This window comes from Novosphingobium tardum (assembly GCF_042652045.1).
Taxonomy (GTDB): domain Bacteria; phylum Pseudomonadota; class Alphaproteobacteria; order Sphingomonadales; family Sphingomonadaceae; genus Novosphingobium; species Novosphingobium tardum.
In genome coordinates this window covers 126,734-139,797 of the sequence record NZ_JBHSDR010000004.1, presented here as the reverse complement: position 1 = coordinate 139,797, position 13,064 = coordinate 126,734, and the positions used below count along the sequence as shown (strand labels likewise).

The window sequence follows — 13,064 nt, the reverse complement described above, 5'->3', positions numbered from 1 at the left end:
GCACGGCACGATTGACTCCGCACTGGCATGGGGCATGATCGGGCCATGAGGATGCCATCGCCGTCGTTCGCCCTGGCTGCCGGGCTCGTTGCCCTTGCCGCTTCCCCCGCCCACGCCGGGACCATCGCCGTCACCGCCGGCCCAGACGCCCAGCAGAAGCTCCAGGAGGCGCTGATACTGGCCAAGCCAGGAGACATCGTGCAGCTTGCCGCGGGCCGCTACGTCCTCACCGACGGGCTCAGCCTCGATGTAAATGGCGTGACTGTGCGCGGCGCGGGAATGGATGCGACGGTGCTCGACTTTTCCGGCCAGCAAGGTGCGGGAGAGGGGCTGCTGGTCACCTCCGATGATGTGACCTTGCGCGATTTCGCGGTCCTCGATGCGCATGGCGACGGCATCAAGTCCAAGGGTGCCGACCGCATTGTCTACTTCAGGGTGCGCGCTGCATGGACCGGCGGGCCGAAGGAAACGAACGGGGCCTATGGCATCTATCCTGTCGAGAGCACCGGCGTTCTGATCGATGGCTGCCAGGTCGAAGGCGCGTCCGACGCCGGCATCTATGTGGGACAATCGAAGGACATAACTGTCCGCTACTCGCTGGCCCAAGGCAACGTCGCAGGAGTGGAGATCGAGAATAGCCGCAACGCCCTGGTCGCCTACAACCTCGTGACGCGGAACACGGGAGGGATACTCGTCTTCGATCTTCCCAACCTGCCCGTCATGGGCGGCGGCAACACGGTGCTGACGGGAAATCTGGTAGTCGGGAACGACACACCGAATTTCGCGCCAAAGGGCAACATCGTCGCCGCGGTTCGCCGGGGGACCGGGGTCATGGTGATGGCCAACGACGGCGTGCGCGTGACGAAGAACGTGATCCGCGACAATCCCACGTCGGGCGTAATGGTCGTGTCCTATCCCCGGCCCTTCACGGACAAGAACTACAACCCGACGCCGCGCAACGTGATGGTCGATGCCAACGCCTTCGCAGGTAATGGCCTCGATCCGCAACTCCCCGGCGCGACCGAACTCAAGGCAGCCTTTGGCGGTGCGGTGCCCCCGGTGATCTGGGACGGAATCGGACCGGCCGGCACGCTGATGGTCGACTCATCCGCCCCCGGCCTCTCGCTAAACCTTCCCGGGCAGGGCGCAGGCCCCGAGGCGGCCCGACCGGCGCTGTTTACCGCTGCGACGCAGGTGAAGAGGGTGGACGAAAAGTCCATAGGCGCGCCGGCGGCGCTGGACGTGCGGATTGCGGGATGAGACTCGTCGCGACGGCTGCGCTCGTTGCCGTTGCAGCGGTGGCCCACGCTCAGGTTGCGGGCGTCGGGGTCAATGAAGGCGCGATCACGGGCACCGGCTTTCCCGCGACTTTGGCTGAGTATCGCTTCTTTGCCGACGCTGCCGCGCAGCGACCCGCGCCGGGCGTGACCGCCTATCGGCTGAACACCCCGCTGTGGAGCGACGGTGCAGAAAAGCTGCGGTTCGTCTTCGTTCCGGCGGGCATGCAGGCACATGCCAAAGGGGAAGGGCTGATCGACTTTCCGATGGGTAGTGCGCTCATCAAGACGTTCGCCTTTTCGCAGGAAGGCAGGCGCCGGCTGATCGAGACCCGCGTGCTCTTGCACCGCGCGGAGGGGTGGGTCGCTTTGCCCTATCTCTGGAATGCTCAGCAGACCGAGGCCCGGCTCGCCATTGCCGGCGCGCGCGTACAGGTGACGACGCCGGCCGGGCAGGCAATCTCCTATTCGGTGCCCAACAAGAACCAGTGCAAGGAATGCCACGCCCTGTCAGGTGCGATCACGCCGATCGGGCCGAAAGCTCGAAATCTGGCGCCCGAATGGCTCGCCGCCTTTCATCGTGCAGGCAGGCTCGACCGCGTGCCTGCAGTTGCCGCGCGCTTGCCGGTTTGGGAGCAGCGCGCCGGTGCCACGCCTGCGGCAGCAGCGCGCGGCTATCTCGACGCCAACTGCGGGCATTGCCACAACCCGGCCGGCTCCGCTTCGAATTCCGGACTGGACTTGCGCTGGGAGCAGGACGATCCGGCGCTGATCGGGATCAACAAGCATCCGGTTGCCGCCGGCCGCGGCGCGGGCGCGTTCGCGGTGGATATCCTTCCGGGCGATCCGGACCATTCGATCCTGCCCTTCCGGATGAACAGTACCGAGGGTGGCGTCGCGATGCCCGAACTGGGCAAGTCGACCGTCGACCCGGCAGGCGTAAAGGCCGTGCGCGACTGGATTGCGGGCATGCCCGCGACGCGCTGAAACCAAGCGGAGAACGAGCAATGACCGAAGTCATCGACCGTCCGATCAGCCTTTTCGACGTCAGCGACCCGTCGATTTATGCCAACGACACCTGGCGCGAGCCGTTCGCGGCCCTGCGTCGCGCGATGCCGATCAGCTGGTGTCCCAAGAGCCCCTTCGGCCCTTACTGGTCCGTGGTGACGCACGATCTGATTCGTGAGGTCGAGGCGAAGCCCCACATCTTCTCGTCGGCCGACGAATATGGCGGCATCACGATCATCGACCTGGAGCCCGAGCGCTCGTTACCCAATTTCATCGCGATGGACGGGCCGCGCCACGCGGCGCAGCGGCGCACGGTGCAGCCGGCTTTCAATCCCAGCGAGATGGAGCGGCGCGAGGACGAAATCAGGGGCCGCACCCGCGCACTGATCGAAAGCCTTCCGCTCGACACACCGTTCGACTGGGTCGAGAAAGTATCGACCGAGCTGACCATCGGCATGCTGGCGATCCTGTTCGATTTCCCGTGGGAGGAAAAGGCCGACTTGCGCCGCTGGTCCGACTGGTCGAGCGACCTGCGCCCGCCGGAATTGCGCGATGAGGCGTTTTTGGCTGAATCTTCCTTCCAACTCAATCAGATGCTGGCGCGAATAGACCGCTTGATGGAGGAAAAGCGCGCGCTTCCGCCGACCGACGATCTCATCAGCCGGATGGTCCATTCCGAGGCAATGGGACATATGCCCGAGCGGGAAAGGCTCGGGAACTATGCTCTCCTGATCGTCGGCGGCAACGACACCACCCGCAATTCGATGAGCGCCTTCGCCGATATCTGCGCGCGCGATCCGGCCAAGCTCGACCAGTTGCGCACGCATCCCGATCTTGTCGCCAATGCCACGCAGGAAGTGATCCGCTGGCAATCGCCCGTCAGCCACATGCGCCGCACCGCGCTGGAGGATCACGAGATCGGCGGGCAGACCATCCGCAAGGGCGAAAAGGTCGTACTCTGGTACATCTCGGGCAACCGCGACGAGGCGGTTTTCGCCGATCCCGAGACAGTGGATTTCGCGCGCGAGAACGCGCGGCGGCACCTTGGCTTCGGGTTCGGCGTCCACCGCTGCGTCGGGGCTCGGCTAGCGGAGCTGCAGCTTGGCATCCTGTTCGCGGAGGTGGCCAGGCGTGGCGCGAGGCTGGAACCGGCCGGGAAGCCGCAATGGGCGCCCACTCCGTTCCTGCATATCTACGCGCAGCTTCCGGTCAGGCTCGTGCAGGCCTGAACCCGGCAAGTCGGTCCGCGCTAAACCCGCCCGCGCCGCAGAAAGTGAACCACAAGCACGATCACGCCGATAACGAGCAGGATGTGGATCAGCCCGCCCGCGACGTGGAAAGCGAAGAACCCGAGCAGCCACAAGATGATGAGGATGATTGCGATTGTCGCCAGCATTGGTCGCTCCTGCTCGTCATGAACAGATGACGGGCCAACCCGCCGCAGGGCGGGTTTGTTCCGGGGACAGTTTTGTCAAGGGGACAGGCAATGTGGTTGCCTCCCGCCCGCGTCGTCATGTGATGAAGACCAACGCTCATTCAGAGGAGGATTTGATGCGCATCGAAACCGACCGACGTGGATTGCTGGCCGCGGGCGGCGTCGTGGCCGCACTGGGCGCGGTTCCGGTAGCTGCCGCTCAGGCAGCAGGAATGGCGATGTCGGCCGCTCCGGCCGGTCCGGGACCCGTGCCGCTCCCCTTCGATCCGGCGAGCGTGGGCTGGCTCTCCGCCAAGCTGCTGACCAGCCATCACGACAATAACTACGCCGGCGCGGTAAAGCGGCTGGGTACGATCCGCGGCGAGCTTTCGAAGCTCGACTTCGCGGCTGCGCCCACTTTCACTCTCAACGGGCTGAAGCGCGAGGAACTGATCGCGCTCAACTCCGCGATCCTCCACGAGCTTTACTTTGGCGGTTTCGGCCCCGCCGCGCCGCCGTCCGCAAAGCTGGGCGCCGCCATCGAGCGCGACTTCGGCAGCATGTCGCGCTGGGCCGCCGAGTTTTCCGCGATGGGCAAGGCGCTTGGCGGTGGCTCGGGCTGGGTTCTGCTGACCTGGTGCCCGCGCGACCGCCGGCTGGTGAACACGTGGGCGGCAGACCACTCGATGACCATGGCAAGTGGCACGCCGATCCTGGCGCTCGACATGTACGAGCACGCCTATGCCATGGATTTCGGCGCGGCGGCGGGCAAGTACGTCGATGGCTTCATGAACGCGCTGTCCTGGCGCAACGCCAGCCGGCTCTTCGCCCAGCTCTGACGCCCTTTCCGATGGACGAAGTGCCGGTCGGCTCGCTGGACGCAGCCGCCAGCCTCGCCTAGAGCGCGCTTCCTTTCACTGGAGAGAAGCACGTTGCGCAAGCTGGGCCTCATCGGCGGAATGAGCTGGGTTTCGACCCGGACTTATTACGTGCACATCAATCGCATCGTCCAGGCACGGACAAGCCCGCTGTCGAGCGCGCCGCTGCTGATCGAAAGCCTCGACTTCACGGACCTCGCCCGCCTGTCGACCGATGCCGAATGGGAGCACGCCGCCGAAGTCCTGATCGGCTCGGCTCAGCGGCTCGAGACGGCGGGGGCGGGCGCGCTGATCATCGGCGCCAATTCGATGCACAAGGTCTACGACGAAGTCGCCGCCGCGGTGGCCATCCCGATCATCCATATCGCCGATTGCGTGGGTGCGCGGATGGAGGCGGACGACGTTCGCAACGCGGTTCTCCTCGGCACGCGCAACGTGATGACCGAGACGTTCTATCGGCAGCGCCTGATCGCCCACGGCGTCACCCTGGCGCCTCCGGACATGGTCACCGTCGCGGATATCGACCGGATCATTTACGACGAGCTGATGCGTGGCAAGGTGACGCGCGCTGCCGAACGCACGCTCAAGACGATCATCACCCGCCACGAGCAGGCCGGCGCGGATGCGGTCGTCCTGGCCTGTACCGAGCTCGAGATGGTCGTCGATGTGGATGCCAACGTCCTCCCGATCTACGACGGCACCCGGATTCACGCCGAAGCCGCCGCCGACTGGATCCTGGGAGAGGAATGATCGGTAGCCCGCTCGCGTCCGATCCCCATGCCAGCCGCGGACGCGAGTTTGGCGAGGCCGGGGCAGGGGCGCGCGGGCCCCGAAGCGCCTTTCAGCGCGATCGCGACCGGATCGTCCATTCGATCGCCTTTCGCCGCCTGCGCCACAAGACCCAGGTGTTCATCGCCCCGGACGGGGACCATTACCGCGTTCGCCTGACGCACAGTCTCGAGGTCGCCCAGATCGGTCGCGTCATTGCCCGCGCGCTGGGGCTCGACGAGGACCTTGCCGAGGCGCTGTGCCTTGCCCACGACATCGGCCACCCGCCGTTCGGCCATGCCGGCGAGGAGGCGCTCGATGCGGCGCTGGCAGATCATGGCGGCTTCGATCACAACGCCAATACGCTGCGCGTGCTGATGCGTCTTGAATCGCCTTATTGCGACCACGATGGACTGAACCTCACCTGGGAGCTGCTCGAAGGGCTGGCCAAGCATAATGGGCCCGTAACCGCGCCGCCGTGGGCCTTGGCCGAACTTGACGCGGCGTTCCCGCTTGACCTCACCAGCTATCCGTCGCTGGAGGCGCAGGTCGCCACCATCGCCGACGACATCGCATACGACAACCACGATATCGACGACGGGTTGCGGGCAGGTTTCCTGTCGCTCGACGACCTTCTGGAGCTTCCCTTCGTCGCGGAGCAGTGGCGGACGGTCGAGCGCCGCTTTCCCGGAAGCGCCCGCGACCGCCTTCTCCGCGAGCTCGTGCGCTCGCAGATCGGGCTAATGGTCAACGACGTACTCGACGAAACCCGGCGGAGACTGGCCGAGTCCGGTGTGCGCTCGGTCGACGAGGTGCGCGCCGCGGGCCACGCCCTCGCCGGATTTTCGCCGGCACTGGCGGTCGAGGAGCGGGCGCTGAAGCAGTTCATGTACGAGCGGCTCTATTTCCATCCGGAGCAGCTTGCGGCGGCGGCGCGGGCGCGCGAGGTGATCGCGCGCCTGTACGGCGCATTGGCAGTAGATCCCGCCTTGATGCCGCCTAGTTGGCACCAGACTATGCCCGGCGACGCGACCGGGCGGGCGCGCCATATCGCCGACTTCATCGCCGGGATGACCGATCGCTACGCGATCGATACCTATGCGCGGATTTTCGGCGAAGCTCCGGAGGGATTGCGCAATGTCTGAACCCCGTCGCCTGTTGCTGGCCGGCGCGACCGGTCTGGTGGGCCGTGCCATAATCGATGCGGCGGTCGGACACGGCGAGTTGCGCCTCGTGGCCGTCGCGCGGCGCGAGATGCCTTTGCCCGAAGGTGCGCGCATGGAATTGCTGGTCGCCGCTGCAGAAGGGTGGCCCGCCGCCATCGCCGCGGCCCGTCCGAATGCTGTGCTGATCGCGCTCGGCACGACCATCGCCGCGCAGAATGGCGACCGCGAGGCCTTCGTCGCCATCGACCACGATCTGGTGGTCGAGGTCGCCGAGGCGGCACTTGCAGCCGGGGCGACGCATTGCATCGTCGTGTCCTCGGTCGGCGCCGCGGCGCAGTCTCGCAACTTTTATCTGTCGACTAAGGGGCAGGTCGAGGATGCCTTGGGCGCACTCGGCTTTGCCCGGCTTGATGTCCTGCGGCCCGGCCTTCTGCGCGGCGCGCGGGGTGGTGCGGTGCGGCTTGGCGAGACGCTCGCAAAGATTGCAAGCCCGGTGGCGGACCTGATGCTCCACGGCGGCCTGCGCCGCTATCGCTCGGTCCCGGCGCGAACGGTCGCACAGGCGATGCTTGCGCTCGCTTGCGAGGGCGAGCCGGGCTCCTTTGTGCACGAACACGATGCGATCCGGCAGGCGGCGCGGGCTTTCCGGGGTTCGTCCGCCGGACGGCGTTGACTTGGTCGGGGTGGTTGGCCAAGGCTGCCCCCGTCGCTGACCACGCGGGAGAGCCCCGGCGATTCGCGAGCGGGCCTGCCGGCCCTTCTCGGATCATCGGGCGCCGAAGGAGCAACCGCCCCGGAATCTCTCAGGCAGCAAGGACCGCGCGGGTCGATAGCGACGCTCTGGAAAGCGCCCTGCGGGATTTCGCCGGGCCACCGAAGGGGTAACCGCGGCTCGCGCGGGAAAGCTCTCAGGTTTCCGTGACAGAGGGGGCCCGATGCCATGGTCCGCAAGGGCCGGCGAAGGCTTTGCGTTGCGGAGGATTTCATGAGCGATATCGCAGACATTGACGAGGAAATCCCCGAAGTCGGCACGTTGCCGCTCGATGCCTGGCACCGCGCGCGCGGCGCGCGGATGGTGGAATTCGCCGGATACTGGATGCCCGTCCAGTTCGAGGGCATCATGGCCGAGCACAACTGGACGCGCGAACACGCAGGCCTGTTCGACGTCAGCCACATGGGCCAGCTCGATGTATCGGGCGATGGCGCGACCGCCGCGCTCGAAGCGCTGATGCCGGGCGATTTCGCCGCGTTGAAACCCGGACAGGTGCGTTATTCGCTTCTGCTCGACCAGGACGGCGGCATTCTGGACGACCTGATGGTGACCAACGCGGTCCACCACTTCTACATTGTCGTGAACGGTGCGACGAAGTGGGACGACATTGCGCACCTGCGCGAACATCTGCCTGACGAGATCACGGTCAATCACCTTGCCGACGATGCCTTGCTTGCGCTCCAGGGCCCCGAGGCGGCCCAGGTGGTGGAGCGCCTCGGCCTCGTTCCGCTGAACGAAGGCTGGTCCGCCGCCCACGAACTGAAGTTCATGCAGTCGGCGCCGTACCGCTGGGGCGACGTGCCCCTGCGGGTCAGTCGCTCGGGCTACACGGGCGAAGACGGTTTTGAGATTTCCGTTCCGGCCGATCATGTCGCCAGCTTCGCCGATGCGCTGTGCGCCGAGCCCGAAGTGCGTCCGATCGGGCTCGGCGCACGCGACAGCCTTCGTCTCGAGGCCGGGCTGCCTCTCTACGGCCACGACCTCGGTCCCGAAACGGACCCGATTGAGGCCGATCTCGGGTTTGCGATCAACAAGCGCCGCCGCGCCGAAGGCGGGTTTCCCGGCGCCGAAACGATCCTCGCCTCGATGGGGGCTCCGGCGCGCAAGCGCGTCGGCCTGCTGGTCGAGGGAAAGATGGCAGTGCGCGAGGGCGCGTCCATCCATGTTCCTGGTGGCGAGCCAATCGGTCAGATTACTTCGGGCGGGTTTTCGCCCACGCTGCAGCGGCCGATCGCGATGGGTTATGTGGATGCTCACCATGCCGTGCCCGGCACCGCGCTCGAAGCCGAGGTCCGCGGCAAGCTCATCGGTCTGACGGTCGCCACTCTCCCGTTCGTTCCCCACCGCTATCACCGCTAAAGGAGTCGCCTGAAATGGCCCGCTATTTCACCAAGGATCACGAATGGATCGCCCTGGACGGCGATGACGCCACCGTTGGGATCACCGATTATGCGCAGGGCCAGCTTGGCGACATCACGTTCGTCGAATTGCCCGCCGAGGGCGCCGTCCTGGCGCGCGGGGCAAGCGTGTCGGTCGTCGATTCCGTCAAGGCCGCTTCCGATGTCTACAGCCCCGTCAGCGGCACCGTGACCGCCACCAACCCCGGCCTTGAGGAGCAGCCGGAGCTGGTGAACTCGGCTGCGGAAACAGATGGTTGGCTTTGGAAGATGACACTGTCTGACAAGTCCGAAATAGACGGACTGATGGACGAGGACGCCTACCGCGCCTTCGTCGACGCGCTCTGAACCTTCATTCCGCATGGCCTCGCTGCCACTCTCGACCGACCTTGCCGGGCGCCGCCTGATGATCGGCACCCCGATGTACGAGGGAATGTGCCACGGCGCCTATGCCGCGATGCTGGTCGAGCTTGGCCTGAAGCTGCGCGAAAGGGGCGTGCCCTTCCGGCTGTCCTTCATCGTCAATCAGGCCAGCGCGGATCGAGCGCGTTGCCTTATCGTCGACGAGTTCATGAGGTCGGACTGCACGCATCTGTGCTTCATCGATGCCGACGTCGTCGCGAGGGCGGACGATGTCCTTACAATGCTCGCGTGGCAGGCGGACGACACGCCCTACGACGTCATCGCCGGCAGCTACCCGCGCAAGTCGATCGACTGGCAGGGCGTTTCGGCGGCCGCCGGCGCGGGGGTGGACGCGGGCCGCCTCGCGGCTTTCGGTGGCGACATGCCCGTCTATCTCGGCGGAGCTGCGGAACGGACGATCAGGCTCGACCAGCCGGTGGAGGCCGAGACCATTGCCGCCGGTTACTCGATGGTCCGCCGCGCCACGTTCTTGCGGATGATGGAAGCGTGCCCCGAACTCGCGTTCGAGCCCGATCAGCGCGAGCGGGCGGCCCATGGGCTGGGCGAGGTCGCTTACGCCTTCTATGGCCCTCGCATCGATCCGGTCACCCGCCGATTCCGCTCCGAGGACTTCGCGTTCTGCGACAGGGTAAGGTCGGCTGGCCTGCGCCTCTGGCTTTGCCCCACGATGCACGCGGATCACATCGGCAACCACCGCTATTCAGGCACTTTCGTCGACACCGCGCGGCTCCTCAGCGGCCAGCCGCTCGCGCCCCAAGCCAACAAGGATGATCATGCGCTACCTACCGCTTCGTGACGCCGATCGAACGGCGATGCTCGCAACAGTCGGCGCGACGTCGATCGACGATCTGTTCGTAGACGTTCCCGCCGACGCGCGACTGGCGGGCCCGCTCGAGGGGCTTCCGCTCCATGCCAGCGAAATGGCAGTCGAGCGACACATGGCAGCATTGGCTGGAAAGAACCTTTCGGCAGGAAGTGCGCCGTTCTTTCTGGGGGCAGGCGCATACCGGCACCATGTTCCCGCGAGCGTCGATCACCTGATCCAGCGCGGCGAGTTCCTCACCGCCTACACGCCGTACCAGCCCGAAATCGCGCAAGGCACGCTTCAGGTCCTGTTCGAATTCCAGACGCAAGTCGCCAGGCTGCTCGGAACCGAAGTCGCCAACGCGTCGATGTACGACGGCTCGACCGCCTGCTGGGAGGCGATCGCCATGGCCGGGCGCATCACGCGGCGCCAGCGGGTCGTGATCTCCTCGGGCCTCCACCCGCATTACGTCGAGACGGTGCGGACGATGGCGCGCTTCACCGGCGATAGTATCGAGAGCGAGGCGCCCCGGCTCGAGGCCGATCCCGGCGATGCGGCGCTGGCCACCCGGATCGATGGGGAGACGAGTTGCGTTGTCGTCCAGTATCCCGACATCATGGGCCGGATCCCGGACCTTCCAGCCATCGCCGCGGCCGCACAGGGGCAGGGGGCTTTGCTGATCGTCGTCGTTACCGAGCCCGTGGCTTTGGGCATGCTCGAAAGCCCGGGTGTGCTGGGCGCCGATATCGTGGTCGGCGAAGGTCAGGCCATTGGCGTCGGCCTTCAGTTCGGCGGTCCTTATCTGGGCCTGTTCGGCTGCCGCTCCAAGTTCGTGCGGCAGATGCCGGGGCGACTGTGCGGTGAGACCGTGGATGCCGAGGGACGGCGCGGCTTCGTGCTGACCCTGTCGACGCGCGAGCAGCACATCCGTCGCGAGAAGGCGACGAGCAACATCTGCACGAACTCAGGGCTTTGTGCCCTTGCATTCAGTATCCACATGACCCTTCTCGGTGGAACGGGGCTGGCGCGAATGGCGGCCCTCAGCCACCACCGGGCGCGGCAGACCGCCGCGCGCCTGGCTGAAATTCCGGGCGTCGAGATCGTGAACCCGATCTTCTTCAACGAGTTCGCGGTTCGAGTGCCGGGCGACGCGCGCGAGGTGGTTCGGGAGCTGGCCGACCGGGGCATTCTTGGCGGCGTCTCATGCGGCCGGCTCTATCCCGGGCACGAGGAGCTTGCCCAAGGGCTGCTCGTCGCGGCGACCGAAACCACCACGCCCGAGGACATCGAGGCGCTGGGCACCGCACTGGCGGAGATTCTGGCATGACCGAGACCGTTTCCAAGCTCAACCCCGCAGGTTGGCGTCCCGAGATGGGGCCGCGCCAGCACCCCGATCATGAGTCACCCGTGGATCCGACCTTCACCGGCAACCGTGCGCTGATGCTCGAGGAACCGCTGATTTTCGAGATCGGCAAGGTCGGAGAGACCGGCGTCGATTTCGATCGCGTGCCTGGCGCGGCTGCCGCCCTGCCGTTCCAGCGCAGCGCCCCGCTCGACTTGCCCGGACTGTCCGAGCCTGAGACCGTGCGGCACTACACCCGCCTTTCGCGCCAGAACTATGCCATCGACCTCGGCCTGTTCCCGCTCGGGAGTTGCACGATGAAGCACAACCCGCGGCTCGACGAAAAGGTCGCCCGGATGGCGGGCTTCGCCGACATCCATCCGCTCCAGCCGCAGCAGACCGTGCGCGGTGCACTCGAGGTGATCAGCCAGCTTGCCGACTGGCTGGTGCAGCTTACGGGCATGCACAGCGTGGCGATGACCCCCAAGGCAGGCGCGCACGGCGAACTGTGCGGACTGCTGTGCATCCGTGCCGCGCTGGAGGCGCGCGGCGATCCGCGTGAGGTGGTGCTGGTGCCCGAAAGCGCGCACGGCACCAACCCGGCGACCGCCGCCTTTGCGGGCTACCGGGTCGAGAGCATTCCGGCGACAGCCGCCGGACGGGTCGATTTCGAAGCGCTGCAGGCGCGCCTGGGTCCTGACGTCGCGGGGGTGATGATCACCAATCCCAACACCTGCGGCCTGTTCGAGCCGGATCTGAAGAAGATCGCCGATGCTGTTCATGCGGTTGGCGGTTTCGTTTATTGCGATGGGGCCAACTTCAACGCCATCGTCGGCCGCGTGCGGCCGGGCGACCTCGGCGTCGACGCGATGCACATCAACCTGCACAAGACCTTTTCCACGCCGCACGGCGGCGGCGGCCCGGGTTCGGGCCCGGTCGTCCTGTCGGAAGCGCTGACCCCGTTCGCGCCGCTGCCGTTTGCGGCGCGCGGCCCTGACGGGTCGGTCCGGCTGATCGAGGAGGAAGACGCTGCCGACGGCCATTCGCAGGCTTTCGGACGCATGGCCGCGTTCCATGGGCAAATGGGCATGTTCACCCGCGCCCTGACCTATATCCTGAGCCACGGGGCGGACGGCCTGCGGCAGGTTGCCGAAGACGCGGTGCTAAACGCCAACTACATCCTGCGCAGCCTCGATGACGTGCTCGATGCGCCGTTCGGCAAGAGCGGCTCCTGCATGCACGAGGCCCTGTTCAGTGACGCGGGATTCGCGGGCGGCCTTTCCACGATCGACCTTGCGAAAGGCCTGATCGACGAAGGCTATCACCCGATGACGGTGTATTTCCCGCTCGTCGTTCATGGGGCAATGCTGATCGAGCCGACCGAGACCGAGAGCAAGGCCAGCCTCGACCAGTTCATCGGTGCGGTCCGCAGCGTCGCGTCGCGTGCGAAGGCCGGGGACGAGAGCCTGAAGTCCGCGCCGCACTTCGCGCCGCGTCGCCGGCTCGACGAAACCCAGGCGGCTCGCAAGCCGGTGCTGGCCTGGCAGGCTACCGGCAACTAATGTGAAATGAAAAGGCGGCCCCTCGCACTGCGCGGGGCCGCCCGGGAGAACCTCTTGTCGCTGCGTCAGCGGATGGCGCGGTCGCCGGCCTGTCCAACGGACTCGATGTCGCGGCCCACGCCCTTGACCGTGTTGCATGCAGTGGCCGACATCGTGATCGCGCCAAGCGTCGCGGCGAGCAGAATCTTGCGGAACATTGTTTCTATCCTTCATTGCAGCGCGCACTGGCACGCAGGTTTGGAGCAAGCCCCC

At 66.4% G+C, this 13,064-nt stretch carries 14 protein-coding genes and 2 riboswitches; of the genes, 12 read left to right on the top strand and 2 right to left on the bottom strand.

The window, feature by feature from the left end:
- Positions 1-51 precede the first annotated feature (51 nt).
- The 3 genes from ACFO0A_RS06935 to ACFO0A_RS06925 are packed head-to-tail and all read left to right on the top strand — an operon-like array spanning position 52 to position 3,514.
- Positions 52-1,260, top strand: a complete 1,209-nt coding sequence (locus tag ACFO0A_RS06935; RefSeq protein WP_379538282.1) for a parallel beta-helix domain-containing protein — start codon at positions 52-54, stop codon at positions 1,258-1,260.
- The gene (locus ACFO0A_RS06930; protein WP_379538281.1) at positions 1,257-2,264 is read left to right on the top strand and encodes an SO2930 family diheme c-type cytochrome; all 1,008 of its coding nucleotides are present in this window, start codon (positions 1,257-1,259) and stop codon (positions 2,262-2,264) included. The genes ACFO0A_RS06935 and ACFO0A_RS06930 overlap by 4 nt, the downstream gene beginning before the upstream one ends.
- A 20-nt stretch (positions 2,265-2,284) precedes the next feature.
- Positions 2,285-3,514 carry a cytochrome P450 gene (locus ACFO0A_RS06925; protein ID WP_379538280.1) on the top strand — a complete coding sequence of 410 codons (1,230 nt, stop codon included), beginning with the start codon at positions 2,285-2,287 and terminating at the stop codon, positions 3,512-3,514.
- Positions 3,515-3,534: 20 nt separating this feature from the next.
- Here ACFO0A_RS06925 and ACFO0A_RS06920 read toward each other — a convergent pair whose 3' ends face one another.
- Entirely contained in the window at positions 3,535-3,681 is a 147-nt protein-coding gene (locus ACFO0A_RS06920; RefSeq protein WP_379538279.1) for a lmo0937 family membrane protein, read from the bottom strand.
- 155 nt (positions 3,682-3,836) lie between these two features.
- Between ACFO0A_RS06920 and ACFO0A_RS06915 the strand changes: the two genes are divergently transcribed.
- From ACFO0A_RS06915 to gcvPB, 9 genes are all read left to right on the top strand, one after another.
- Positions 3,837-4,538, top strand: coding sequence for a superoxide dismutase (locus ACFO0A_RS06915; protein ID WP_379538278.1), 702 nt, complete (start codon positions 3,837-3,839; stop codon positions 4,536-4,538).
- Positions 4,539-4,631: 93 nt separating this feature from the next.
- The gene (locus ACFO0A_RS06910; RefSeq protein ID WP_379538277.1) at positions 4,632-5,327 is read left to right on the top strand and encodes an aspartate/glutamate racemase family protein; all 696 of its coding nucleotides are present in this window, start codon (positions 4,632-4,634) and stop codon (positions 5,325-5,327) included.
- Positions 5,324-6,490: a deoxyguanosinetriphosphate triphosphohydrolase gene (locus tag ACFO0A_RS06905; protein WP_379538276.1), complete on the top strand. Its 1,167-nt coding sequence runs from the start codon at positions 5,324-5,326 to the stop codon at positions 6,488-6,490. The genes ACFO0A_RS06910 and ACFO0A_RS06905 overlap by 4 nt, the downstream gene beginning before the upstream one ends.
- On the top strand, positions 6,483-7,184 hold the full coding sequence (locus tag ACFO0A_RS06900) for an NAD(P)H-binding protein (protein WP_379538275.1): 702 nt from the start codon (positions 6,483-6,485) through the stop codon (positions 7,182-7,184). Before ACFO0A_RS06905 ends, ACFO0A_RS06900 begins: the two co-directional genes overlap by 8 nt.
- A gap of 35 nt (positions 7,185-7,219) precedes the next feature.
- Positions 7,220-7,341, top strand: a riboswitch (glycine riboswitch).
- Positions 7,342-7,446, top strand: a riboswitch (glycine riboswitch). It abuts the riboswitch before it with no gap.
- Between the two features lie 50 nt (positions 7,447-7,496).
- Positions 7,497-8,642, top strand: coding sequence for a glycine cleavage system aminomethyltransferase GcvT (gene gcvT / locus ACFO0A_RS06895; RefSeq protein WP_379538274.1), 1,146 nt, complete (start codon positions 7,497-7,499; stop codon positions 8,640-8,642).
- A gap of 14 nt (positions 8,643-8,656) precedes the next feature.
- Positions 8,657-9,028: a glycine cleavage system protein GcvH gene (gcvH, locus tag ACFO0A_RS06890; protein WP_379538273.1), complete on the top strand. Its 372-nt coding sequence runs from the start codon at positions 8,657-8,659 to the stop codon at positions 9,026-9,028.
- A gap of 13 nt (positions 9,029-9,041) precedes the next feature.
- A complete protein-coding gene (locus ACFO0A_RS06885; protein WP_379538272.1) occupies positions 9,042-9,899 on the top strand; it encodes a hypothetical protein in 858 nt (285 codons plus the stop codon).
- A complete protein-coding gene (gene gcvPA, locus ACFO0A_RS06880; protein ID WP_379538271.1) occupies positions 9,877-11,235 on the top strand; it encodes an aminomethyl-transferring glycine dehydrogenase subunit GcvPA in 1,359 nt (452 codons plus the stop codon). The genes ACFO0A_RS06885 and gcvPA overlap by 23 nt, the downstream gene beginning before the upstream one ends.
- Positions 11,232-12,812 (top strand): aminomethyl-transferring glycine dehydrogenase subunit GcvPB, encoded by a 1,581-nt coding sequence (gene gcvPB, locus ACFO0A_RS06875; RefSeq protein WP_379538270.1) that lies wholly within the window; start codon positions 11,232-11,234, stop codon positions 12,810-12,812. The genes gcvPA and gcvPB overlap by 4 nt, the downstream gene beginning before the upstream one ends.
- A gap of 65 nt (positions 12,813-12,877) precedes the next feature.
- On the opposite strand, the gene ACFO0A_RS06870 is transcribed toward gcvPB, so the two are convergent.
- Positions 12,878-13,009: an entericidin A/B family lipoprotein gene (locus ACFO0A_RS06870; RefSeq protein ID WP_379538269.1), complete on the bottom strand. Its 132-nt coding sequence runs from the start codon at positions 13,007-13,009 to the stop codon at positions 12,878-12,880.
- Between the last annotated feature and the right edge of the window lie 55 nt (positions 13,010-13,064).

Coding starts and splice junctions, on each gene's coding strand:
- ACFO0A_RS06935 (WP_379538282.1), top strand. CDS start 52: ATGCCATCGCCGTCGTTCGCCCTGGCTGCCGGGCTCGTTGCCCTTGCC.
- ACFO0A_RS06930 (WP_379538281.1), top strand. CDS start 1,257: ATGAGACTCGTCGCGACGGCTGCGCTCGTTGCCGTTGCAGCGGTGGCC.
- ACFO0A_RS06925 (WP_379538280.1), top strand. CDS start 2,285: ATGACCGAAGTCATCGACCGTCCGATCAGCCTTTTCGACGTCAGCGAC.
- ACFO0A_RS06920 (WP_379538279.1), bottom strand. CDS start 3,681: ATGCTGGCGACAATCGCAATCATCCTCATCATCTTGTGGCTGCTCGGG.
- ACFO0A_RS06915 (WP_379538278.1), top strand. CDS start 3,837: ATGCGCATCGAAACCGACCGACGTGGATTGCTGGCCGCGGGCGGCGTC.
- ACFO0A_RS06905 (WP_379538276.1), top strand. CDS start 5,324: ATGATCGGTAGCCCGCTCGCGTCCGATCCCCATGCCAGCCGCGGACGC.
- ACFO0A_RS06900 (WP_379538275.1), top strand. CDS start 6,483: ATGTCTGAACCCCGTCGCCTGTTGCTGGCCGGCGCGACCGGTCTGGTG.
- gcvT (WP_379538274.1), top strand. CDS start 7,497: ATGAGCGATATCGCAGACATTGACGAGGAAATCCCCGAAGTCGGCACG.
- gcvH (WP_379538273.1), top strand. CDS start 8,657: ATGGCCCGCTATTTCACCAAGGATCACGAATGGATCGCCCTGGACGGC.
- ACFO0A_RS06885 (WP_379538272.1), top strand. CDS start 9,042: ATGGCCTCGCTGCCACTCTCGACCGACCTTGCCGGGCGCCGCCTGATG.
- gcvPA (WP_379538271.1), top strand. CDS start 9,877: ATGCGCTACCTACCGCTTCGTGACGCCGATCGAACGGCGATGCTCGCA.
- gcvPB (WP_379538270.1), top strand. CDS start 11,232: ATGACCGAGACCGTTTCCAAGCTCAACCCCGCAGGTTGGCGTCCCGAG.
- ACFO0A_RS06870 (WP_379538269.1), bottom strand. CDS start 13,009: ATGTTCCGCAAGATTCTGCTCGCCGCGACGCTTGGCGCGATCACGATG.